Source organism: Pseudomonas alvandae (genome assembly GCF_019141525.1).
GTDB lineage: Bacteria > Pseudomonadota > Gammaproteobacteria > Pseudomonadales > Pseudomonadaceae > Aquipseudomonas > Aquipseudomonas alvandae.
Map to the genome: position 1 here is coordinate 1,421,926 of NZ_CP077080.1, position 23,112 is coordinate 1,445,037.

The following is a 23,112-nucleotide window of genomic DNA, read 5'->3' on the forward strand; positions in this document are numbered from 1 at the left end:
GGATGGGGGCTTCTTGTACGGCTGATCGTTACTGACGCTTATTGGGCGATGGTCTTCACCGACACGCCGCGCTCGAGCGGGGTGGAACGACCGTAGATATCTTCGAAGCGCTCGATGTCGTCTTCGCCCAGGTAGCTACCGGACTGCACTTCGATGATTTCCAGCGGGATCTTGCCCGGGTTGCGCAGGCGGTGGACCGACGCGATCGGGATGTAGGTCGACTGGTTTTCAGTGAGCAGGAACACGTTCTCGTCGCAGGTCACTTCGGCGGTGCCGCTGACCACGATCCAGTGTTCGGCGCGGTGGTGGTGCATTTGCAGCGACAGGCACGCGCCCGGCTTGACCGAGATGTGCTTGACCTGGAAACGACCACCCATGTCCACCGAGTCATAGGAGCCCCACGGACGATAGACCTCGCAGTGGTTCTGGGTTTCGGTGCGGCCCTGGGCGTTGAGGGTGTTGACCAGTTGCTTGACGCCTTGGACCTTGTCCTTGTGGGCGATCATCATGGCGTCCTTGGTCTCGACCACGACGATGTTGTCCAGGCCGATCACCGACACCAGCTTGCCGTTGCCGTGGATCATGCAGTTGCGGCTGTCCTGGATCACCACGTCGCCCTTGGTGACGTTGCCGTTGGTGTCCTTGGCGTTGACTTCCCACAGCGATGCCCAGCAACCGACGTCGCTCCAGCCGGCCGACAGCGGCACCACGCAGGCGCGCTGGGTTTTTTCCATCACGGCGTAGTCGATGGAGTTGTCCGGGCAGCAGGCGAAAGTGGCTTCGTCGAAAGTGATGGTGTCGTTGGTCTGCTCGCTGCGCTCCAGGGTCAGCAGGCAGGTGTCGTAGATGTCCGGATCGTGCTTTTTCAGCTCTTCGAGGAAGCGGCTGGCGCGGAACAGGAACATGCCGCTGTTCCAGAAGTAACCGCCGGCTTCGACGAACTCGGTGGCGCGCTTGACGTCGGGTTTCTCGACGAAGTGCGATACGCGGCTCACGCCTTCAGGCAGCAGGGCGTCGTTGGTCGACTTGATGTAGCCGTAGCCGGTTTCCGGCTTGGTGGCCGGTACGCCGAACAGCACCATTTCGCCACGCTCGGCAGCCACAGTGGCCAAGGCCAACGCGCGTTGCAGGGCTTTCTGATCTTCGATGACGTGGTCTGCCGGCAGTACCAGCATCAGTTCGTCGCGGCCTTCGTTGACCAGCATCATCGCGGTCAGGGCCACCGCCGGCGCAGTGTTGCGACCGAACGGTTCCATCAGGATGCGCTGGGCTTCCAGGTTCCGGGCGGACAGCTGCTCGTTGACGATGAAGCGGTGCTCTTTGTTGCAGACTACGATCGGCGTGTCCATGCCTTCGAACACCAGGCGCTCGAGGGTCTGTTGGAACAGGGTGTGTTCACCGGTCAGGGCCAGGAACTGTTTAGGGAATTGCTTGCGCGAAAGCGGCCAAAGACGTGAGCCACTACCACCTGACAAGATCACCGGAATCATGTTTGTTACTCCTTTGAAGCGAAATGGTTTTAGAGCTACTGCGTTCTGTCGTTTCACTCTCTTGTTTTTGTTCCGTACCCGACTGACACCCCGATTCAGGGTGGGAGCGGGCTTGCTCGCGAAAAGCGGTGGTTCAGCCAACATCAATGTTGAATGTGAGACCGTATTCGCGAGCAAGCCCGCTCCCACAGGGGTACAACGTCAATCAGGTGAATTCATCAGCGGGTGGAAACCGGGCGCTTGACCCACACTGGCGACAGGCTGCTGCCCGAACCAGTCACGTACAGCACGGCCGCTTCGCCGCGCTCCAGGGCCACTGGTTTCAGATCGCCGACTTTCTTGTCGCCTTCGAACAGGGCCAGGGACACTTTCACCGGGTTGATTTCACGCTCGCCACGACCCTTGGCCGCTACGTTCGGTACCACTTCGGTCTTGCCGTCGGCCGTCTTGAGGGTCAGCGCCTTGTCGGTGAGGTTCTGTACGCGTACCAGGGATTTCTGCTTGTTCTTGAACGGTGGTTCTTCGATCAGTTGTGGCTGGCCGCTGGCGTTGTTGACCAGGGTGTAATAGTGATCGGAGGCCAGTTTAACCGGTACGGTCTGGCTGCCCACCTTGGCGCTGTAGTCGCCGCCAGGCATGAAGCTGAAGTCGCTGCTGGCCAACGGGGCCACGTCGCTGATGTTGGTGCTGCCGACGGTGGCGCTGACTTCGGCGTTGCTGGCGTTGTAGATCCGCACGAAGCTGGAACCTTTTGGCGCGACCGGGCCGTACAGGGCCGAGTCACCGGCGAAGGCGGACAAGGAAAGGGCGCTCATGCTGGCGACCAGGGCAACGGCCTTGAAGGAGCGAGCAGCGAGACGGCGAGGAGTAGTGTTGAAAGTCATGGTGGACCTCTCTTTCAGTTTTGCGCCCGATCGGGCGTCTCGGATTGTGTGTTAGCAGCTACGTTCTGTTGGCGGGCGCCGGCTTGCTTGAGCTCGGCGACCCACTGCGGATCGGCGTCGCCGATCTCGTTGTTCACGGGCAGATAACGTTCAGGAAACTCCCAGATCAGCACCTGTGGCGGGCTGTTCTTGAAGGCGTCGCTCTTGAGGTAGCTGAGCATTGGCAGAATCGGGCCGTGGCCGTCTTCGGCGTAGTTCACGACGTCGCTGTGCAGGGCTTGCTTGAGCGCACCGACGAAGTTCCAGTTGGGGTTGGCGCTGTAGCTGGTACCGATCAGGGCCACGGGCACCTGGGCATCGGCGAACAGCGCGTCATCGCTGGCCGGCTGGTCATCGGCTTCGCGGGTGTTGCGCTTGACCAATGGTTCCTGGGCCGGCATCAGGTTTTCGAACAGGGGATCGAGCGGCAGGAACTGACGCAGGTCGCCCTTGTGGATGATTTTCTCCGCAGGCTCGGTGACGAAACGCTGTGGTTCGCCATTCAGTGGTGTGCGTTCGGCAATGGCCTTGGCCAGATGTTCCGCAGCAATTTGTGCGCCTTCAGGCGTCCAGTGGGTGTCGGTGCGCAGGAACACTTGCTGGCCGCTCTGCTTGGCCTGTTGCAGCGGGCCGAGCAGGTCAGGGGCAAGGATCTTGTCCGTGGCCACGCGGGCATGGAAATCCTGGTACAGGTTGGCGTGAATGCTCGAAGGCTTCACTTCACCCAGGTGCTCGGGATACAGGCGCGCCTTGGCCGGCACGATCGCCATGACCAGGGTGATGCCTTGTTCCTTGAGCTTCTGGCGCACGCCTTCGATCAGCGCGTAGTTGCCTTGCAGGTTCTGGTCTTCGTTGACGATCGGGTTGAACTCTTCGTCGCTGTACAGCCACTGGTCGCGGCCCAAGACCACGCCTTTGCGGCCTTCGTTGAACAGCTTGTAGTCCAGCGCCGCCCAGATGTTGGTGCCCAGGCGCTTGATCGGGAACTCGTCGTCGTAGTGCGTTTCCACGGCCTTGGCCCAGCGACCGTTGAGCACGGTCGCATCGGGATTGGTGCTGAAGCCGAAGAAGCTGCGCATCGACCAAATACCCAGTGCTGTCAAAATCAGCATGAACAGCACGACGTAGAAGATGCGTAATGAGCGGGTCATGTCCGGATCCCTCAGAACTGGAAGTAAAGGAACGGCGAAAAGCTTTGCGCCGACAGTTTGAGAATCGAGGCGATGAACAACAGCAATACCAGGGCGCGCATCACGTAGCGCGACCAGTCCACGGTCCAGTAGGCCGGTTGCACCTGGGCCTCGACGCCGACGGTGTAGCCAGGTTCGTGGATGGTCGACGGGTTGTCGCCCGGTACTGCCTTGATCATCCCCGGTTGCGCGGTGGCTGGGCCGTTGGCTTCGGTGTTCACCTCAGGCTTGGTCTTGACTGGCGGACGGTTGGTGTAGAAGTCGCGCAGGCCGAAGAAGGCGAGGGTGACGTAGGCCACCACCAGCGTGGCGATCTGCAGGCCGGTGAGGTTGGCGCGGGTCAGTTCCGACAGCGACCAGTCGCCGAAGCTGAACATTGCGCTGTACATGCGGCCGGCCACGTGCAGGTTCTCGGCACGGAAGATCACCCAGCCCATCACCACCAGCAGGAAGGTCAGTGCCCAGCGGATCGGGTTGATGCTGCGCGGCGTGGTGTTGATGCCCACCGCTTTTTCGATGGCCAGCCACATGCCGTGCCACGCACCCCAGATCACGTAGGTGATGTTCGCGCCGTGCCACAGACCACCGAGCAGCATGGTCAGGAACAGGTTGCGATAAGTCATCAGCGTGCCTTTGCGGTTACCGCCCAGGGTGATGTAGAGGTAGTCACGCAGCCAGGTCGACAGGCTGATGTGCCAGCGGCGCCAGAACTCGGTGATCGATTGGCTGATGTAGGGCTGCTTGAAGTTTTCCATGAAGCGGAAACCCATCATCAGGCCCAGGCCGATGGCCATGTCGCTGTAGCCGGAGAAGTCGAAGTACAGCTGCGCGGTATAGGCCAGGGCGCCGAGCCAGGCGTCGCCGGTGGTCGGGTTCTGCAGGGCGAAGCAATGGTCGGCCACCACCGCCAGGGTGTCGGCGATGAACACCTTCTTGATGAAGCCCTGCATGAAGCGCGTGCAGCCTTCGGAGAATTTGTCCAGCGTGTGGGTGCGGTTGTTGAACTGGTCGGCCAGGTCGCGGAAACGCAGCACGGGGCCGGCGATCAGGTGCGGGAAGATCGCCACGAACGCCGCGAAGTCGATCAGGTTGCGGGTCGCCGGCGTATCACCGCGATACACGTCGATGATGTAGCTGATGGACTCGAAGATGTAGAACGAGATCCCGATCGGCAGCAGCACGTGGGTCAGGATGAACGGGTTGAGCCCGAAGCTGGTGATGATTGCGTTGAGGCTGTCCACGCCGAAGTTGGCGTATTTGAAATAGCCCAGGATGGCCAAGTCCACGCCCACGCCGAGCAGCAGCCAACGCTGGGCCGGTTTGGTGCGCACGCCGGCGGCACCGACTTTCAGGCCGATCCAGTAGTTCCACAGGGTGACGCCGGCGAACAGGGCCAGGAAGTCCACCCGCCACCAGGCATAGAACACATAGCTGGCGATCAGCAGCAGCAGGTTGCGATAGCGTTGCCCGCTCAGGTAGTACAAGCCGAGAAAGATCGGCAAGAACAGGAACAGGAACACATTGGATGAAAATACCATCCCGATCTCTCCTTGTTGAATCAACAGTCAAGGGCCAGAGCCCCCCCAAACCCCCCCATGAAAACCGGGGGGCATTGCATTTGAAACAGACCACTTTCCCTTGTGGGAGCGAGCTTGCTCGCGATAGCAGTGGATCAGCTTGCATCGCAGTCGCATGTGCCGCCGTCATCGCGAGCAAGCTCGCTCCCACAGGGTTCCCTTTCAGGCAGGGAGAACGGTGTCAGCTTCCTTTCTCGCCTTTCTCCCGCGAAGGGTCGTACACCCGGGTCAAGTCGCCGCCGAGGCGGAAAGTCTTGAACGGCTGCATTTCGTGCTTGCGTTCAAGCACGTCTTCGGAGCAGGTGTAGAGGCTGCAGAACGGTTCGAGCCAGGCGAATTTCGAATCGATCTTCAGATCCTTCATGTCCTGTTCTTCGCCGTTCTTCTCTTCGAAGATGTCCGGGTCTTTCACCCCGGCCAGCACTCGGTCACCCAGTCGCTTGAGGGCGCCGTTGTTTTCCTGGCGCAGGTCCACGCCATTGACCTGGGCGAAGCTGGCGATCATGGCCAGCGGCGGCAGGGCATAGTTGTGGTAGGACAGGGCGCGTTGCTTGCGCTTGAGCTCGTTGGGCAGGTAGCCCTCGGCATCGACCTGGTTGACGCCGACCTTGTATTCCTTGACGGCCCAGTCGAACAGGTCGCGACGGTTGGTCGCCACGGACGTGGCCATTACCGACCAGGCGGCCCAGTACGAGTGGTTGTTGGTCTTGTCCAGCGGCAGGTTGTCCCAATCGCTGACCACCTGGTCGGCCATCTTGCTGAACCAGCCTTCGATCAGTTGCGCCTGGTCCTGATGATTGGCCAGCGGACGCGACTCGGAGAACTTCAGGCGGACATAGGCCGAAGCCATGCTGCCCAGCGCCCATTTGCGCATGGACTTGCCGGTGTGGTTGAAGTCCTTGGACATCAATGCATCGGCCTTGGCCCAGGCGGTCAGCCAGTTCAGGGTGCATTCCAGTTGCTCGGGGCGACCGTCGCGCATGAACTGCATGACTTGCTTGCTGATGCCGCGCTCGATTTTGGTGATGTCGGCGGTGCTGTCACGGAAGGCTTTTTCCGATTGCACGTTCAGCGTGGCGCGAGCCTTGTCGGAGCCTTCGTACTTGCTGCGAAACTGCAACGAGCCGGTGTACGGCGTCGGCACGGCTTCGCAGCCCTTGCCGCCGTCGCCTTCCTTGACCTTTTCAATCGGTGCGAAGTAGCCCTGTGGCGGGCGCAGTGGCGCCGCGGCCTGCGTGGCCCCGGCGAACATCGCCAGGGTCAGCAGCGACGGCGCCAGGAGCGTTTTCAACGTTCGGGTGCGCATGGTTCTGGTCATGAGACGAGACCTCATTGTCCGATTTGAGCCGTTTGTTGCTCGGCTTGCGGAGATGCGTTGCGTTTGCAGACTTTCGCTTCCACTTGCAATGGCTCCTTGCCGGCTTCAGGCCCTTGGACTTCTAGAGCCAAGAGGTTCTGGGAAGCCCAGTCCTCGTCGGTGCGCAATTGGAAGGCGAAACGCCCGTCGGTTTCGGAGGTGTTCGGTTTTTCGATCTTGATGTCCTCGTGGCGCCCATTCATGTACCAGAGGGTGGCTTGCAAGGTTTTCACCGACGTGTCGGCGAATTGGATGTCGACCTGGTGGCTGCCGTTACGCAGATCCATGTTCTTGCTGTTGACCATCAATTCGTTCTTGCCCGGCTTGAGCTTGGCCTTGCTGCTCATCAATGCCGGCTTGCCTTCGCAACCGTTGTTGTCCAGCAGCGCCATCATCTGGCGGTAGATGGTTTCCTGGTCCAGGCGATACAGCGGCGAGAATTCCCAGATGAGAATCTTCGGTGGGTTCTTCTGGAACTCTTCGCTGCCCAGGTACTGGATCATCGCGCCTTCGAAACCGCCGCCCGGGAAGGCCACGTTGAGGATGTCGGCGCCGATGGCTTCTTCCAGGAAACCGGCGAAGTTGTAGTTCTTGCCGCTGTGGCTGGTACCCACGAGGGTGATCTGCGGGTTGCCGGAATCGCCGAACAGGTCGCCATCGCCAGCCTCGCCCTTGGGCTCGGTGGTGAACTGGTCCATGTACTGGATCGCGTAGCTGGTGCCGCACAGTTGCCCGGCCATGTTGTGCAGGGTGCCGGTCTTGCCCATGCGGCCGGACTTCTTGGTTTCGAATTCACGCTTGGGAATGTCGGCGAAGGCCGGGATCTGCTTGACCTTCTCGGCCACGATCTTCGCCGTGCGCTGGGCACCGTACGGGGTCCAGTGCTGGTCGCCACGGAAGTAGAAGTCGTGGGCCGGCAGGGTGTCGGGCAGGTTTTCGTTGGTCAGCGGTGACAGGTCCGGCACGACGTAACCCATCTGCGCGAAACGACCCAGCATGGACTTGTAGTTGGTCAGGGCCTTTTCGTAGTCGAAGGCAGCCTTTTCCTGGGGATTGAGTTTGTTGCGGTTCACCAGGCCACGGGTCGGCTGGTAGACGATCACCAGCTCGACGCCTTTTTTCTTGAACGCATCGTGCAGCTGCTGCATGCGCTTGTAGCCGGCCGGCGTGGTGTTGAACTCCGTGCGCAGGTCTTCCTGGGTCCGGAACAGCCAGTCGCCCTGGGCCTGTACCAGCGTGGTGAAGTTTTGTTGGTAACGCGTGGTGTAGTTCTTCGCGTCGTGGGCAGCCGGGCACAGGTTGCAGCACGGTTCGGCAGTGAACGTTGGTGCCTTGATTTCATCGGCGCGAGCGCCGCTTGCGGCGGCGAGAATGCCGGCAGTCAGGGCGGAAAGGCCCAGAAGTTTGATCATCTGTGGGTTCATAAAGGTCATTCCTCAGTCCCGCATTTCGGTCTGGCGTTCAACGGGGTCGATCAGCACGGCTTTTTGCTGGCGTACCAGCAGGTCGAGAATTTCGTCCTGGCGTTCGCCAAGGATTCCCGTGAAGCTGATGCCGCTGGATTTGGTCGGCGCGAGCATGGACACGCGGTACAGCTCGACGCTCAACGGCGAGTCGATGGACAGCGGGCCACTGCCGTTGCCGGCCAGTTCGCCACCGACCACGATCAGCGACACTTCGGCGTCGAACGGGTCGAGCTTGATGTCCCGGTCGGTGTCCGACAGGTCCTTGATGTGGCCGTACAGACCGGTCAGGCCGTTGGCCATGGACAGGTTTTCGTACAGGCGGATGTTCACGCTGTTACGAATCCGGATGCCGTGGCGCTGGTTGCTGATCACTTTGTTGCCCCACAACAGGTTGTCGGCACTCTCGTAGAGCGTGATGCCGTCGGTGTGGTTCTTGTAGATCTCGTTGTAGGCGATCAGGTTGTTCACGCTGTTACGGTCGATCACCAGGCCCGAGAGTTTGTTGTCGTAGCTTCGGTTGTTGATGATGAAGCTGTCGTTGACCTCACGGGAAACGATGATCCCGTGCTTCTTCTTGGTCCCGTAGACGGTGTTGTCGGCGATGATCAGCCGGTGCGAACGGTCGTGGGGGTCGATGCCGTAGACGATGTTGTCTTTGTAGGTGTTGCCCTTGATGACAAAGTCGCGGGTCTCGTAGCAGTAGAAGCCGTACCACATGTCCGAGAACTCGGAACCGATGATCCAGCCGGTCGGTTCCGGGCGCTTGAGGACCTTGGCCATGTTCGGCGTGTATTGGGAAATACTCACCCCGTACGACTTACTGTTGGCATAGCCGAAGCTGGCCATCTTGGTGTTGACGATGTAGGTCTCGGTGCCGCCCCAGGACAGCAGGAACGGACGGAACTCCTTGGGCGAGCGGAACGTGGCGGGGCCATTGTCCTTTTCGCGCCAGCCGGTGACCTTGGTGTCGCGGATGAACATCTGGCCATCGTTGACCAGGAACGACCCGCCCTCCTGGGACAGGCGCAGTTCCTGGGTCTGTTTGTCGATCTCGAGGATGCCCTTGCGACCGACGACAATCGGGATCTTCGCCAGGTATACGCCTGGCGAAGTCTCGATGACGTACTTGGGCACTTTCTTGACCAGGTCCTTGAGGTTCATGTAGCCGTCGTCAAGAAAGATGGCCTGTGGGATACCGTGCTGGCGCACCACCCACTCGGCCATCTTGTTGTCGCCGCCGATGAAGTCCTTCAAGGCGTCTTCTTGCATCATCCGTCGAACGCTGACCTTGCCTGCCTTGGTCCGTACGATCTTGGCTGCAGCCGCTTCGGCGGTGTAGCCCTTGAGGTCGGGCAGGGTAGGCGTGGCCAGCTCCAGCGGCGCGGTCGGCGCGCTGCTGACGGTGTAGGTCTTGGCGCGTTGCAGTTCCTTGACCACGTTGCCCGGCTTGGCCACCGGTTCAACGTTGGCGAACGCCGACGAGCCGGCCAGCAGCATCGCTGCGGCCAACAGGCTGATCGAACCTTTCATCGCCTGGCTGTTCCTGAGGTAGCGGTTCATATCGGGCACTCCCATGGCCGTTCGCATCAGAAGCGCCAGATCACGTCGACAAAGGCGCGATGCATGTACGAATCGACCTCTTTGCCGTAGGCGTCGCCTGGCTTGAACACGCCGCCACGCAAGCGCACCAGCGCTGACGGCTCATCAATGGATTGACTCAGCGCGGCCGGCAGCAGGCCTTGCTTGAAGTATTTGGTGACGACCAGATCGACTTCCTGGCCCAGGTCCTTGTTGCCGTCGCGAAGCGGCAGGGAGGAAGTGGACAAGATGGCGCCGGTCACGTCGTCGGTGTTGTTTTCCACGGCGTTGATGCCGTTGCTGCCCACCGGCTTGTTGCCGTCCACGCGCCAGAACTTGTGGTACACCAGGCTGGCGTCGTATTCGTCGCGCAATTGCCAGGAACCGAACAGGCTGGCGCTCTGGGTGTTGGCCATTTCGCCGCGGAAAGCCTCGCCGAAACGGTGGACCCGGGAGCGGGTGCCGGTGAAGTTCGAGCGGTTGCTTTGCAAGCCGTTCTGTTCGTAGTCCTCGCTGGCCCGGGCATACGCTGCACCGACTTGCCATTGCGGATCGAGGCGCAGGCGGACACCCAGGTCGGTGGCCCAGCCGTCGACGTCGTCACTGCGCTTGGCTTGCGCCGGGCGAGTACCGTCGGCGTTGAGCGGGTTGACGGTGTCCCGATCGCCGGTCATGCCGGTGATGCTTGCCCAGTAGTTGACAGTGTTGGTGTTGCGCCAGTTGTAGGCGTCACTGTTGGCTTCCAGGCCGAGCCAGGTCAGGTCACCGTTCTGGGTCTTGTCCAGGGTATCGGTGGCTTCGCCCGGGGTCGGGTAATCGAGGCTGCCGCTGTCATGGCTGTGGTGGGCGCGGATCCCGGCCCACTGACCCGGCATCCATTGGTAGCCGACGTCACCGTAGACGTGCATGCGATCCTTGTCCTGGGGCGACAGCTCCTTGAGGTCGGTGCGGTATTCGCTGAAACGCTCGGCCACGCCCAGGTTGGCGCGCAGCAGCGTGGTGTCGAAGGTCCAGTTGAGGGCTTCGATGTTGGTGTCGCGCCATTGGCCGTCGTCATTGCGCAGGCGCTGGCGACCGAATTTCAACTGTTCGCCCGGATACTGGGTCAGGCCCCGGTAGCCGATCCAGAATTCGCGCATGGCCAGGTAGCTTTTCTTGGCTTCGCGGTCACCGCTGTCGGTTTCTTGGGTCGCGCCGTCGGACTGCTGCAGGGTGTCGGTTTCGATGATGTCGGTAGACGTCACGGCCTGGGCCATGGCGTAGGCACTCCACGCGCCACTTTCCCCGTAGACCCATGGGCGCAGGTCCAGGCCGACGCCGTTGACATCGCCACCGCGTTGGGTGCCGAGGTCGCGGTCATCTTCGGACTGGCCGGTGATCTTTACTTCCAGGCCGAAATTCTTGCTTTCGGTCAGCGCCGCCAGGGTCGGGCAGGACCACAGCAGGGCAAACGACAGGCCAATACCAGCCTGCACAAAAGGGTTGAGCTTCAAAAGCTTCATAGAGGTTCCTCGCCGTCATCTTCTTTTAGGGCTTGCAGTTCAAGCGTATCGGGGCTCATTGCGCCGCGAATGGCCTGCTCTTGTTGTAGCAGGCGTTGCGCTTGTGCAAGTTGTTCCGGCGGTAATTGTGCTTCGAGGGTCTGGGCAAGCTCGGTGGCCTGCGGGGTGTTCTGCGCCTTGGCCAACTGGCTGAACACATAGGCGTTGACCGGGTTGGGCTTGGTGCCCTTGCCCTGGGAAAACAGCTGGGCAATGGCGTAGTCGGCGCTGTTCTGGCCGTTGCGGGCGGCCTTGAGCAGGTGGTCCAGGGCTTTTTGCGAGTACACCTGGCCCAGGTAACCACGGCGATAGATCTGGCCGAGGTAGTAATCGGCAGCCACTTCCCGGCCCACGGCTTTCTGGAAATGTGCCTCGGCGACCTTGGCGTCGGCCGGTACCCACTTGCCTTCGTAGTACAGCTTGCCCAGCAACAGCTCGGCACGAGGCTGGTCGGCGGCGCGGCCGTTTTCCAGGTATTGCATCATCTTGTCGACGTCACCCAGCTCGGGGAAGTCGTAGAGCAGTTGCGCCAGGCTGACCCAGGAAGCGGGGTTGCCGGGGGCGATGCCTTCGAGCAACGACTGGGCGGTTTTCTCGTCAGTCTTGCCCAGGCTTTGATCGGCCAGGACGCGGGCGACGCTGTCCACACGCTGGGCCGAGACCACGCCGCGGGCGTGACCGGCTTGCATTTGCTTGATCAGCTCGGCCTGCTGTTCCGGTTGGCCGCGTTTCTGATAGACCGTGGCCAGTTCGACGTAGCATATGTCGGTGGTGGCCAGGGCGGCCTTGCAGACCTTTTCCACTTCGTCCAGGTGCTGGTCGTAAGTGCCTTGGGTGCGATAGAGCAGGATCTGCGCCAGGCCCGCTTCCGGGTAGCCGGCGCTGCGCCATTGGCTGATCTGCTGCTGGGCGTTGACGTTCGGGAAGCTGTGGGGATATTGCAGATACAGCATCGCCAGCGGGATCAGGGTGTTGCCTTCACCGTTGGCGAAGGCTTTTTTCAACAGGCCTTCGGCTTCGTGTTTTTCAGCCTCGGTGGAACCGGGCTTGGCCACCAGCAGGCGACCCAGGCGAGCCTGGGCGCGCGGCGAGATATCGGCGGCGGCGCGGTAGGTCGCCTCGGCCTTGCGCATCTGCTCGGGGTCGCGGCTGTCCACCTGGATATCGGCCAGGCCGACCTGGGCTTCGCTGTAGCCCAGGTCTGCCAGTTGCTGATAGTTCTGCTGCGCCAACGCCGTGTCGCCGCGCTTGAGGGCTTCGTTGGCCAGGCGTTGGTCGGGCAGGCCGGCGCAACCGGCCAGGCTCACTGCCAATGCCAAGGCACAGAGGGTTCCCACTTGGGAACGAGCTTGCGGCGCATCGTCCTGACCGCGTTGATCCTTTCGCGAGCAGGCTCGCTCCCACAGGGTCTGTGGGCTGTTCAGGATTTTTATAATGGTCACGGGCATATCCTCGACTTAAAGACCAACGGCCATGGCTTTGTCGATCAGCCAGTTCAGGCTTGGGCCACGATCGCTGACGACTTCCACCGGACGGCCGGCCAGCGCGCTGTCGAGGGCTTCGTCAGGTTGGATCAGCACACGGATGTCGGAGGACAGGTCGGCACTTTTCAGGCTGGTGCTGCTGACAATCTTGCCGGTGCGGGTGGTGTCTTCGCCGGCAACCTGGAAGCTGACCGGGGTGCCTGGACGCACGTCGCCGAACTGGCGATAGGAGAAGCGTGCCTCAACGTTGGCCTCGGTGCCCCGTGGTACCAGTTGGAAGATCACGTCACCCTTGCTCGCGTACTGGCCGTTGGAGACCAGTTGCTGGGTGACGATGCAATCGCATGGCGACGTCAGGGTGCCGGTCATCTGCTTGCCGAACAATTCCTCGACCTTGGCTGGTTGCAGTTGGTTGTCGTCCAGGTGGCCCTTGAGCACGTCGAGCATGCTGGTGCTGAAGGTCGCCAGCGGGGCACCCTTGGCGGCTACGCCGTCGGCCTTGACGAGGCTCTGCACGGTGCCGTCGCGCGGCATGGTGATGGCCATGCCCGGTACGTTGACGATGCCGGCCTGCGCGTGGCTGACGAAGTACATGCCGTACACCGACTTGAAGATGAAACCGAACGCCGCCAGGCCAACGACGAATACGCCCAGGCTGAAGGTCACGGCGCGCAGGCGACCGAAGGCAGTCATGCCGCCGTTGTCATCTTTCTGCTTGCGGGCCTTGGTGAAGTTGTCGCGCTGCAGGGTCGCCAGCACATCGCCGACGCCGACGATGTCGCCGGCCAGGTGCGAGGTGATGATGTGACGCAGTGTCGAGATGTCCCGCGGCTCCAGGTTCTGGAACTGGCAGCCGGTGCGGCCGGTCTGGCGGTCGTAGGAACGGATCTGCAATTCGACGTCCATGGCCAGGCCGAGGTTGTCGATCACGAACTGCAGGCGAGCCTTGTAGGTCTCGCCAACCTTGAGCGGCAGTTGGCCGGCGTTGAAGCACAGGCCGCCGGCCGACAGGTCCAGGACCTTGACTTCCATGGGCGTACGGTCAGGGCCGAAGAAACGCAACTTGGCCGGGATTTTGACCCGGGCGTGTTGGCGTTGGGCTTCGGATTCATGCACTACGTTGACATTCACGGCGGTGTTCATAGGGGCGATTTCCTAGTTAATTCATTCAAGTCCGGTCAGACCATCGTCAGCAGCACGGCGACAAAGATGCTGCCGGCGGAGAAGGTCATGGTCCGAGACGACCAAGTGTTGAACCAACGTTGAAAGCTGGCGAGATCACGGGTCAGGTGGGTGGGCTGGCGGGTCCAGGACTGTTGATCAAGGCGGAAGAACACGTAGATCTTCACCAGGGCACCGACGATCTGGTTGTAATAGAGAATCGCCGGGTAGGCCGGGCCGATCCGGTGTCCGGAGCACGACAGCAGCAAGGTCAGGATCAACCGCGTGATGCCGATCCACAGCAGGTACACCAGGATGAACGCGGTGCCGTACTTGAAGCTGGCGATGATCGCCACGGTCAGGCCCAGCAGCGACGTCCACATCGATACACGCTGGTCGAACAGCACCACCGAAGTGAACAGGCCCAGACGCCGCAGACCCAGGCCCAAGGCCCGGGAGTTCTGCCGCAGGTTGTTGCCGTACCAACGGAACATCAACTTGCGACTCGCCTTGATGAAGCTCTTTTCCGGTGGGTGCTCGACCGTATTGATCGCCGCATCCGGCACGTAGAAGGTGTCGTAGCCCAGGCGCATCAGGCTGAACCAGCTCGATTTGTCGTCGCCGGTGAGGAATTTGAAGCGGCCCAGGCGCCAGTGTTGCAGCGAGTCGCTTTCCACGTCGGCGATGAAGTCCGGGTTGGTGACGACGGTCGCGCGGAACACCGACATGCGTCCGGTCATGGTCAGGACGCGCTTGGACAACGCCATCGAGCACATGTTGATGTGGCGTTGGGCGAAGCGCAGCTTGTGCCACTCGCTCATGATGTAGCCGCCGCGCACTTCGCAGAACTCGTTGGTGGTCAGGCCGCCGACGTTGCCGAACAGCTGGAACCACGGCACGGTCTTGCGCACCACGCCCTCGGCGAGGACGGTGTCGCCATCGATCACCGCGACCACTGCGCGATCGTCCGGCAGGTGGCGGGAGATGGCGCGGAAGCCGTAGGCCAGGCCGTCGCGCTTGCCGGTGCCGGGGATGCGCACGAAGTCTAGCTTGACGTGCTCCGGCGGGTTCATGCGGGCCCAGAGGCTCTTGACCAGCAGTTCATCGGACATTTCCACGATGGAGCAGACCACGGTGGTCGGCAGCCCGCACTCAATGGCTTCGCGAATCACCGAGCCGTAGACCTGGGCGGTGGTCAGCGCGTCGATGCGGAAACTGGTGACCATCAGGTACACGTGGGACGGGTCCGCCGCCTTGCCCAGCTTGCGTACCTTGCGGCGCAGGTGTGGGTAGACGATGTACAGGAAGATCATGCCGCGCACGAAATGCGTCGCGCCCATGGAGTAACGCCAGATGCCCACGGCGCCGATCAGGAAGATGAAATCCTTGGATTCGGAGTCGAACGTGGACGTGGGCAGCGCCATGGCGATGCCCATCAGTAAACTCAAGTAAAACAGCCAACCGGCGGCCTGAAGCAGGCCGTGCTTTAGCCTGTGCATAATCTGCATCCGTCTCTATCTCGGGCGGGCCTTGTGGGCGGCCCGATGGGTTAAGGCAGGCGAAAGGCCGGCCAGGGCGAGCCCCGGCCGGCTAACAGACTTACCAGCAGATGCCTTCGGTCCGGCCACTCGGGGAGGTGGCCTTGGACATGAAACCAACCAGGTCGATGACCTGCTTGCCTTCCGGTACGTTCTCGGTCAGCGCACGGAACTTCTCGTCGCGGTTGCCGAGAATGATGATGTCGGAGCTGTCGATCACCGCGTCGAAGTCGGAGTTGAGCAAGGACGAGACGTGAGGAATCTTCGACTCGATGTAATCCTTGTTCGCACCGTGGACACGGGCGTATTCGACGTTGCTGTCGTAGATGCGCAGGTCATAGCCTTTGCCGATCAGCATTTCCGCCAGTTCTACCAGTGGGCTTTCACGCAGGTCGTCGGTACCGGCCTTGAAGCTCAGGCCCAGCAGGGCGACTTTGCGCTTGTCGTGGCTGGAGACGATGTCGAAAGCGTTCTGCACCTGGGATTCGTTGCTGCGCATCAGCGAGTTGAGCAGCGGCGCTTCCACGTCCAAGGAGCTTGCGCGGTAGGTCAGGGCGCGTACGTCTTTAGGCAGGCACGAACCGCCGAAGGCGAAGCCTGGGCGCATGTAGTACTGCGACAGGTTCAGGGCCTTGTCCTGGCAGACCACGTCCATCACTTCGCGACCATCGACGCCGACGGCCTTGGCAATGTTGCCGATCTCGTTGGCGAAGGTGACCTTGGTGGCGTGCCACACGTTGCAGGTGTACTTGATCATCTCGGCAACGGCGATGTCCTTGCGGATGATCGGTGCGTCGAGCTCTTCGTACAGCGATTGCAGGACGTCGCCCGAGGCGGTGTCGAACTCGCCGATGACGGTCATTGGCGGCTGGTCGTAGTCCTTGATCGCGGTACTTTCACGCAGGAACTCCGGGTTGACCGCGACGCCGAAATCGACGCCGGCTTTCTTGCCGGAGCAGTCTTCGAGGATCGGGATGACCACATTGGCCACGGTGCCTGGCAGTACGGTACTGCGCACCACGATGGTGTGGCGGGTGGTCTTGTCGCGCAGGACAAAACCGATCTCGCGGCACACGGCTTCGATGTAGTTCAGTTCCAGGTCGCCATTCTTCTTACTTGGCGTGCCAACGCAAATCATCGACAGGTCAGTATCGCGAATGGCTTCGGCGAAGTTGGTAGTGCCGCGCAGCCGACCCGTTTGAATGCCCTGCGCCAACAGCTCGCCAAGACCCGGTTCAACGATCGGAGACTTACCAGCATTGATCATGTCGATCTTGTCTTTGGCGACATCTACGCCAACTACATCATGGCCCCGTGCAGACAGGCAACCGGCACATACTGCACCGACGTAACCCAAACCAAATATGCTAATGCGCATCGCATTTACCTCTGTTTTCACGCCATTAAATGGCCGGAGTTAATAGTGTTCAGCGGTCATCGCGCACTCGGAAGTGTGGAAATGCAGGCGCCACAGTGCCGTGTGCAGGCATACAAAGTTCCGAGTGTCTAAATAAGTGCACTCAAGTTGTGCGCAAAGCGGCCTAGTTGTTATGACCTGCCCTGTTATGCAGCCAGTCCTCGTTGGCGGGACGCTCGTGCAAAAGATCTTTCACTTCAGACTCCTGGCAAAAAGCCCACAAAATCAGAAGGTTGGGTGCTCGGGTGAGCACGTTAATAGGGGCGCAGCCTTGGCCTTGTAGGGGATAGTAATGGTGCGTTATCTCCCGTCCTTTAAGGGTGGATCCAATAAGACGACCGTTTCGCTAAGTTGTCGTTACAACTCCGTTACTTCGGACGACGTGCCTTGTAAGTTATCTCGTACACGCTCGGCGAGAATCGTTACGGGTGGTATGAGCCGTGCAATTTCACATAGTTCCGATCCGCTCATCGTGATTTTCGAAATTTTTCGAAATATTTGCCTAGATGGCACTGCTCTCATATTGATAGCACCACCGATTTCGCCCTTTAGTTTCGGGGAGTTAAAGGGGGTAGATAGTTTTGTGCCAGTACTGAAGAAAAAAATCGGTGCCACTACGGAAAAATCTGACATTTGTCGAGTGAAAGAAAAGTTAGCGCGGGGAGTGTTTGTTTTGTTGGCGCCAAGAAAGTGGCGAATAGGGCGGGGAAGTTGGATGACAAATTCGGCTTTGATCGAGGCCCCTTATCGGGGCCCGGAAATGACGCTGCGTTATTGCGGGGCGTGGTCGCGCAGGAAAACCAGTTTGTCTGAAGAAGATTGCTCGGCGCTGTAGCGATACCCCTGCACATCAAATTGCTTGAGTGCCGCTGGATCGTTGATGCGTTGTTCAATGACAAACCGGCTCATCAAGCCTCGGGCTTTTTTTGCGTAGAAACTGATGATTTTGTACTGGCCATTCTTGAGGTCCTTGAACTCGGTATCGATGATGCGGGCCTTCAGTGCGCTGCGTTTGACTGCGCTGAAGTATTCATTGGAGGCCAGGTTCAACAACAGGTCGTCGCCCTGGTCGGCCAGCGCCTCGTTCAGCCATTCACTGATGCGGATGCCCCAGAAGGCGTACAGGTCCTTGCCCCGGGCGTTGGCCAACTTGGTGCCCATCTCCAGGCGATACGGCTGCATCAGGTCCAGCGGGCGCAGCAGGCCGTAAAGGCCCGAGAGCATGCGCAAGTGTTGTTGCGCATAGTCGAAGTCGGCTTCACCAAGGCTTTGTGCGTCGAGGCCGGTATAAACGTCGCCCTTGAACGCCAGCAGCGCCTGCTTGGCGTTGGCCGGGGTGAACGCCGGGGTCCAGCTGCCGAACCGCGCGGCATTGAGGCCGCCGATCTTGTCGGAAACGTGCATCAATTCACTGATCTGGGCAGGCGAGAGTTCACGCAATTGCTCGACCAACTCCTGGGAATGATCCAGGTATTGGGGCAGGGTGAAGCGCTCGGTAGCCGGCGGTGTTTCGAAGTCGAGGGTCTTGGCGGGGGAAATCACCATCAGCATGCAAACGTCTCCTTTAAGGGTGCGGCGATTCTAGGGGGTTGTCGGGGTGGACTCCAGCTATTGGGGTGATAGGGGATGGATGGTGAGGCGCGAATTGCCGAGTTTTGTGTGGCGAGGGGATTTAGCGAAACGTCGCACCGCCCCGCTGGGGTGCGAAGCAGCCCTGAAAAATCTACAGCCTGGTGGAACTGATTGGTTGCACCTTTGTTGGGGCTGCTGCGCAGCCCAGCGGGGATAAATCCCCTCGCCACAGCAAGCTCCCTCGCCACAGAGGCTTATTCGCCAGTTTGCGAAGAGGTGCCACACCAGGATCAGCTATCATGCCGCGCGGGTTTCGTTATGGAGACATCCCTTTTGCGTATCGTCCTTCTACTGTCGGCTTGGTTGTTGAGCTTCGGTGCCATTGCCGCGCCCAATGACGTCGCCACCCTGGACCGCAGCACCTGGCCCGAGCAGCTCACCAACCCGACGCTGTTCGATGTGGCCTCCCGGGCCGAGGTGCTGATGTTTGCCCGGGTGTTGCTGGACACCGATGCCATGGACGAAATCGCCCTCAAGCAATACCTGGGGCTGCGCACGGTCAACATGGCGGCGGTCAATGCCCTGCGCGCGCGGTTGTGGCAGCGATTGCTGTCCAGCTACAACTTTGCCCAGCGAAGCTGCGAACTGGACGCGTCGTTCTGCTATCTGGTGGAAAACATGGCGACCTTGCGGGAAGAGGCGGGCAGGTTTCAGCTCGACGACAACTCGTATTACATCAAGTGGGCCGAGCCAAGCCGGATCTTCCACACCCGGTATCGGGACGAACTGCTGCGCAAGGCGGCGCTGTTTCCCCAGGTCACCAGCGAAATCGAGCGTTTCGGCGATTACGAGCGCAACGGCGAGCAGATGAATGACCGGCTGTTCCTGTTGACCTTCGACAGCGGGGCCAACGTCGCGCCGGACAACACGCCGTGGCTGACAGATTACCTGCGCAAGTCGAACATGAGCGGGACGTTCTTCGTGTTGGGCAAGGACATCCAGACGCGCCTCGCGGATCGCTCGGTCAATGATCTCCAGACGGTCTATTCCGGGCAGTGCGTCGGTGTGCAGGGTTGGGAGTTTCGTTCCCACAGTTACTGGCAGGATTGGCAGGACTCGGTGCGGCGCAGTGTCGACCTGGTCAAGGGCAAGCTGCCGGAGAATTTCGTGCCGCTGTTCCGCCCGCCCCAGGGGCAGCGCCGGGGTGACGCGCAGTCGTTCTTCCGGAACCAGGGCCTGCAAGTGGCGCTGTGGGATATCGATCCCCAGGACAGCACCAACCGCCTCAAGCCCGAGCAGAGTGCCCAGCGTGTGCTGACCCTGATGCTGTTGTGGCGTCACGGCGTAATCAATTTCAACGCCAAGCAGGATGCGGTCAAAACGGCTATGCCGTGGCTCATCGCGCAAACAGCGCAAAGCGGGATCGGTTGGGAAGATTGCCAGGACGCGTTTCGCTGAATGCGAAAGGCCTGTAAACGTTGGGCTGGAGGTAAATTCGATCGGGCTTTCATGGCGACCGGACTTCCGACTTTAACGGTGCTGCAACGGTACGCCAAGGGTTATTCGTCACTCTGAAAAATAAACTTCAAAAAACCGTCAAAGTGCTTTTTCCTGTCATGTGTTTTGGAGTATCAAGAAGACAGACCGCCGAAACCTGCAACACAGGTGGCGTCTTCCAAGACCCAGTTTGTGTGCAGTTCACCCGAATCGTCGCGGGTGAATTCGGTGGCTACCTCGAGGCGCAGCACTGTCACGGTATTGCGTCGAATGGCCCCCACAAAGGTGACCGAGTATGGATGACCACGGACGTAGCCCTTCCTCCAACCAGCCAATCCTGTATGTACTCGATACCAACGTATTGATCCACGATCCAAACGCGCTGCTGAATTTCGAAGAACACCACGTTGCCCTGCCGATGACCGTCCTTGAAGAGCTGGACAAGCTCAAGAGTGGCCATCACAGCGTAGCGGCCGAATGTCGCCAGGCGATCCGCCTGATCGACAAGACCCTGGGCGACGCTTCTCCCGAAGACGTCGAGCTGGGCGTACCGATCCAGCGCGGCAAAAGCGGTCCCAAGGGCCTGCTTTCAATCCTGATGAGCAAGCGCACCGAACCCAACCTGGTGCTGCCTGAACACCTGAACGACAACATCATCATCAACCAGTTGATCGACCTGCACGCGCGCAACAAGGATCAAGCCGTCGTGCTGGTGACCAAAGACATCAACATGCGCCTCAAGGCCCGCGCCTGCGGGATCGCGGCGGAGGACTACAGCACCGACCAACTGGTCGACGACGTTTCGCTGCTGCCCAACGGCTACCACACCATGACCGGCTCCTTCTGGGACCGCGTGAGCAAGGTCGAAACCCGCCAGGACCATGGTCGCACCTGGCACCAGGTGCAACTGATCGACAACCTGCCGGCGGTGCACATCAACGAATTCATCATCGACGAACAAGGCTTCGTCGGCTGGATCAAGGAAATCCAGGTCGACAAATTGCTGATCCTCGATTTGCATCAGGAACCCTTGCTGCATCAGGAGGCGTGGGGCCTCAAGCCTCGGGACATCTACCAGAGCCTGGCGCTGTTCGCCCTGCTCGATCCGGATATCCACCTGGTCAACCTGTCCGGCGCCGCCGGTTCCGGCAAGACCATCCTGGCCTTGGCCGCCGCCATCGAACAGACCATGGTCAGCAAGCGCTACCGGCGCATCATCGCCACCCGCAGCGTGCAGGGCCTCGACCAGGAGATCGGCTTCCTGCCCGGCACCGAAGCGGAAAAAATGGAGCCGTGGCTGGGTGCGATTACCGACAACCTCGAAGCGTTGCACATGGACGACGAGAGTACCCATGGCAGCGTCGACTACATCCTCAGCAAAGTGCCGTTGCAGTTCAAATCCCTCAACTACATCCGGGGCCGCAGCTTCCAGCAGAGCCTGATCCTGATCGACGAATGCCAGAACCTGACCCCGCACCAGATGAAAACCATCATCACCCGTGCCGGCGCCGGTTCCAAAGTGGTGTGCCTGGGCAACCTGGCACAGATCGACACCCCTTACCTGTCCGCGACCAGCTCCGGGCTGACCTACCTGACCGAACGCTTCAAGGACTTCCCCAACGGGGTCCACATCACCCTGCAAGGCGTACCGCGCTCGATCCTGGCCGAATACGCTGAATCCCACCTGTAACTCCAGCCAAACCGGGCGACCACAAGTCGCCTGGTTTTTTTATGGCGATACGAAACCTCTTGTGGGAGCGAGCTTGCTCGCGATAGCGGTGTATCAGATAAAAATAAGTACCTGACCCACTGTCATCGCGAGCAAGCTCGCTCCCACAAGGGTTTTGCAGTGACTTCAGAATCCAAGATGGAAGCAGGTGCGACAATCAGCCCTGCCGGAATCTGACCCACGGGTTTACAATCGACGCTCCTGATCAGGAGTAACCCTGTGCTGACTCATCTCGATTCCCAAGGTCGCGCCAATATGGTCGACGTGACCGACAAGGCCGTGACGTTCCGTGAAGCCACGGCTGAAGCTTTTGTGCGCATGTTGCCCGATACCCTGCAAATGATCGTCAGTGGCGGCCATCCCAAGGGCGACGTGTTCGCCGTTGCGCGCATTGCCGGTATCCAGGCGGCGAAGAAAACCAGCGACCTGATTCCGCTCTGCCATCCGCTGATGCTCACCAGCGTCAAGGTCGAGCTCAATGCCGAAGGCGAGGACCGGGTACGCATCGTTGCCCGTTGCAAGTTGTCGGGCCAGACCGGTGTGGAAATGGAGGCGCTCACCGCCGCCAGCGTCGCCGCGTTGACGATCTACGACATGTGCAAGGCCGTGGACCGTGGCATGACCATCGAAGGCGTGCGGGTGCTGGAAAAGCTCGGCGGCAAGAGCGGCCATTTCCAGGCGGATGCCTCATGAAAATCACCGTGAAATTTTTTGCTCGCTATCGTGAAGCGCTTGGCGTGGACTCGGTCAAGGTGGAAGGCGATTTTGCGACGGTCAACGACGTCCGTGCGTTGCTCGCGCAGCGTGACGGCGCCGAGGTGCTCACCGAGCAAAACCTGATGTGCGCACGCAACGAAGACCTGTGCCAACTCGACGAGCCTTTGGCCGACGGCGATGAAGTCGCGTTCTTCCCGACTGTGACAGGAGGCTGAGCCATGGCGATTCGGGTGCAGGCCGAGCCGTTCGATCCCGGGACCGAAGTCAACGCGATGCACGCGGCGAATGTCGGCGTGGGAGCGGTGGTGAGTTTTGTTGGCTACGTGCGCGACTTCAATGACGGCCTCGATGTGTCCGGGATGTTCCTGGAGCATTACCCAGGCATGACCGAGAAGGCCCTGGGCAAGATCGCCATCGAGGCCGAACAGCGCTGGCCATTGCTCAAGCTCGAGGTGTTGCATCGCATTGGTGCCCTGGAACCGGGGGAGCCAATCGTTTTTGTCGGTGCTGCCAGCGCCCATCGCCAGGCAGCGTTCGACGCCTGCGCCTTTGTCATGGACTACCTCAAGACGCGTGCGCCGTTCTGGAAAAAGGAAAACACCGTCGATGGCCCGCGCTGGGTGGAAGGGCGGGACAGTGATCATGCGGCGGCGGATCGCTGGAAGCAGTAGGTAATCTGTAGTTTTTTCGCAAGGCATAAGTCGCTATCGCGAGCAAGCTCGCTCCCACACTGGATCTTTGTTGTACACAGGTCCCTTGTGGGAGCGGGCTTGCTCGCGGAGGGGCCGCCAGCCTCCCATCACTTTCCCCTGTTTCTCCAATTGACGATATGTACATTAAAGTCCAGTATGGATTTATAAGTACAAATTGAGCCA

General features: G+C 60.4%; 18 protein-coding genes. 5 read left to right on the forward strand and 13 right to left on the reverse strand.

Translation table 11 applies throughout. The features are described from left to right. Window positions 1-38: 38 nt before the first annotated feature. The 13 genes from KSS97_RS06240 to yaaA form a co-directional block, all read right to left on the reverse strand. A complete protein-coding gene (locus KSS97_RS06240) occupies window positions 39-1,490 on the reverse strand; it encodes a mannose-1-phosphate guanylyltransferase/mannose-6-phosphate isomerase (protein ID WP_198796593.1) in 1,452 nt (483 codons plus the stop codon). A gap of 218 nt (window positions 1,491-1,708) precedes the next feature. Beyond that, complete coding sequence (locus tag KSS97_RS06245; RefSeq protein ID WP_030139657.1) at window positions 1,709-2,374, reverse strand: alginate O-acetyltransferase AlgF; 666 nt, start codon at window positions 2,372-2,374, stop codon at window positions 1,709-1,711. A 14-nt stretch (window positions 2,375-2,388) separates the two neighbouring features. Next, window positions 2,389-3,564 carry an alginate O-acetyltransferase gene (locus KSS97_RS06250; protein ID WP_030139656.1) on the reverse strand — a complete coding sequence of 392 codons (1,176 nt, stop codon included), beginning with the start codon at window positions 3,562-3,564 and terminating at the stop codon, window positions 2,389-2,391. A gap of 11 nt (window positions 3,565-3,575) precedes the next feature. Next, window positions 3,576-5,141, reverse strand: a complete 1,566-nt coding sequence (locus KSS97_RS06255; protein ID WP_030139655.1) for an MBOAT family O-acyltransferase — start codon at window positions 5,139-5,141, stop codon at window positions 3,576-3,578. 220 nt (window positions 5,142-5,361) lie between these two features. Continuing rightward, a complete protein-coding gene (locus tag KSS97_RS06260; protein ID WP_217861307.1) occupies window positions 5,362-6,498 on the reverse strand; it encodes a mannuronate-specific alginate lyase in 1,137 nt (378 codons plus the stop codon). Between the two features lie 11 nt (window positions 6,499-6,509). Continuing rightward, window positions 6,510-7,961 carry an alginate O-acetyltransferase gene (locus tag KSS97_RS06265; RefSeq protein WP_030139653.1) on the reverse strand — a complete coding sequence of 484 codons (1,452 nt, stop codon included), beginning with the start codon at window positions 7,959-7,961 and terminating at the stop codon, window positions 6,510-6,512. Window positions 7,962-7,973: 12 nt separating this feature from the next. Then, complete coding sequence (gene algG, locus KSS97_RS06270; protein ID WP_198796592.1) at window positions 7,974-9,563, reverse strand: mannuronan 5-epimerase AlgG; 1,590 nt, start codon at window positions 9,561-9,563, stop codon at window positions 7,974-7,976. 26 nt (window positions 9,564-9,589) lie between these two features. Beyond that, the gene (locus KSS97_RS06275; protein WP_217861966.1) at window positions 9,590-11,074 is read right to left on the reverse strand and encodes an alginate export family protein; all 1,485 of its coding nucleotides are present in this window, start codon (window positions 11,072-11,074) and stop codon (window positions 9,590-9,592) included. A 5-nt stretch (window positions 11,075-11,079) separates the two neighbouring features. Continuing rightward, the gene (gene algK, locus KSS97_RS06280; RefSeq protein ID WP_217861308.1) at window positions 11,080-12,564 is read right to left on the reverse strand and encodes an alginate biosynthesis TPR repeat lipoprotein AlgK; all 1,485 of its coding nucleotides are present in this window, start codon (window positions 12,562-12,564) and stop codon (window positions 11,080-11,082) included. A 15-nt stretch (window positions 12,565-12,579) separates the two neighbouring features. Next, window positions 12,580-13,749, reverse strand: a complete 1,170-nt coding sequence (locus KSS97_RS06285) for an alginate biosynthesis protein Alg44 (RefSeq protein WP_030139649.1) — start codon at window positions 13,747-13,749, stop codon at window positions 12,580-12,582. Window positions 13,750-13,784: 35 nt separating this feature from the next. Further along, entirely contained in the window at window positions 13,785-15,266 is a 1,482-nt protein-coding gene (gene alg8 / locus KSS97_RS06290; protein WP_407682753.1) for a mannuronan synthase, read from the reverse strand. A gap of 100 nt (window positions 15,267-15,366) precedes the next feature. Beyond that, entirely contained in the window at window positions 15,367-16,683 is a 1,317-nt protein-coding gene (locus KSS97_RS06295; protein WP_030139647.1) for a nucleotide sugar dehydrogenase, read from the reverse strand. 810 nt (window positions 16,684-17,493) lie between these two features. Then, window positions 17,494-18,273 (reverse strand): peroxide stress protein YaaA, encoded by a 780-nt coding sequence (yaaA, locus tag KSS97_RS06300; RefSeq protein ID WP_217861309.1) that lies wholly within the window; start codon window positions 18,271-18,273, stop codon window positions 17,494-17,496. A 354-nt stretch (window positions 18,274-18,627) separates the two neighbouring features. Here yaaA and KSS97_RS06305 point away from each other — a divergent pair, with 354 nt between their 5' ends. The 5 genes from KSS97_RS06305 to moaE all read left to right on the forward strand — a co-directional run bounded on the left by KSS97_RS06305 (window position 18,628) and on the right by moaE (window position 22,908). Then, a complete protein-coding gene (locus tag KSS97_RS06305; RefSeq protein ID WP_217861967.1) occupies window positions 18,628-19,752 on the forward strand; it encodes a polysaccharide deacetylase family protein in 1,125 nt (374 codons plus the stop codon). A gap of 334 nt (window positions 19,753-20,086) precedes the next feature. Then, the gene (locus KSS97_RS06310; RefSeq protein WP_030139644.1) at window positions 20,087-21,481 is read left to right on the forward strand and encodes a PhoH family protein; all 1,395 of its coding nucleotides are present in this window, start codon (window positions 20,087-20,089) and stop codon (window positions 21,479-21,481) included. Between the two features lie 258 nt (window positions 21,482-21,739). Continuing rightward, entirely contained in the window at window positions 21,740-22,213 is a 474-nt protein-coding gene (moaC, locus tag KSS97_RS06315) for a cyclic pyranopterin monophosphate synthase MoaC (protein WP_030139643.1), read from the forward strand. Next, a complete protein-coding gene (moaD, locus tag KSS97_RS06320) occupies window positions 22,210-22,452 on the forward strand; it encodes a molybdopterin converting factor subunit 1 (RefSeq protein ID WP_030139642.1) in 243 nt (80 codons plus the stop codon). Before moaC ends, moaD begins: the two co-directional genes overlap by 4 nt. 3 nt (window positions 22,453-22,455) lie before the next feature. Then, on the forward strand, window positions 22,456-22,908 hold the full coding sequence (gene moaE / locus KSS97_RS06325; RefSeq protein ID WP_030139641.1) for a molybdopterin synthase catalytic subunit MoaE: 453 nt from the start codon (window positions 22,456-22,458) through the stop codon (window positions 22,906-22,908). Window positions 22,909-23,112 lie beyond the last annotated feature (204 nt).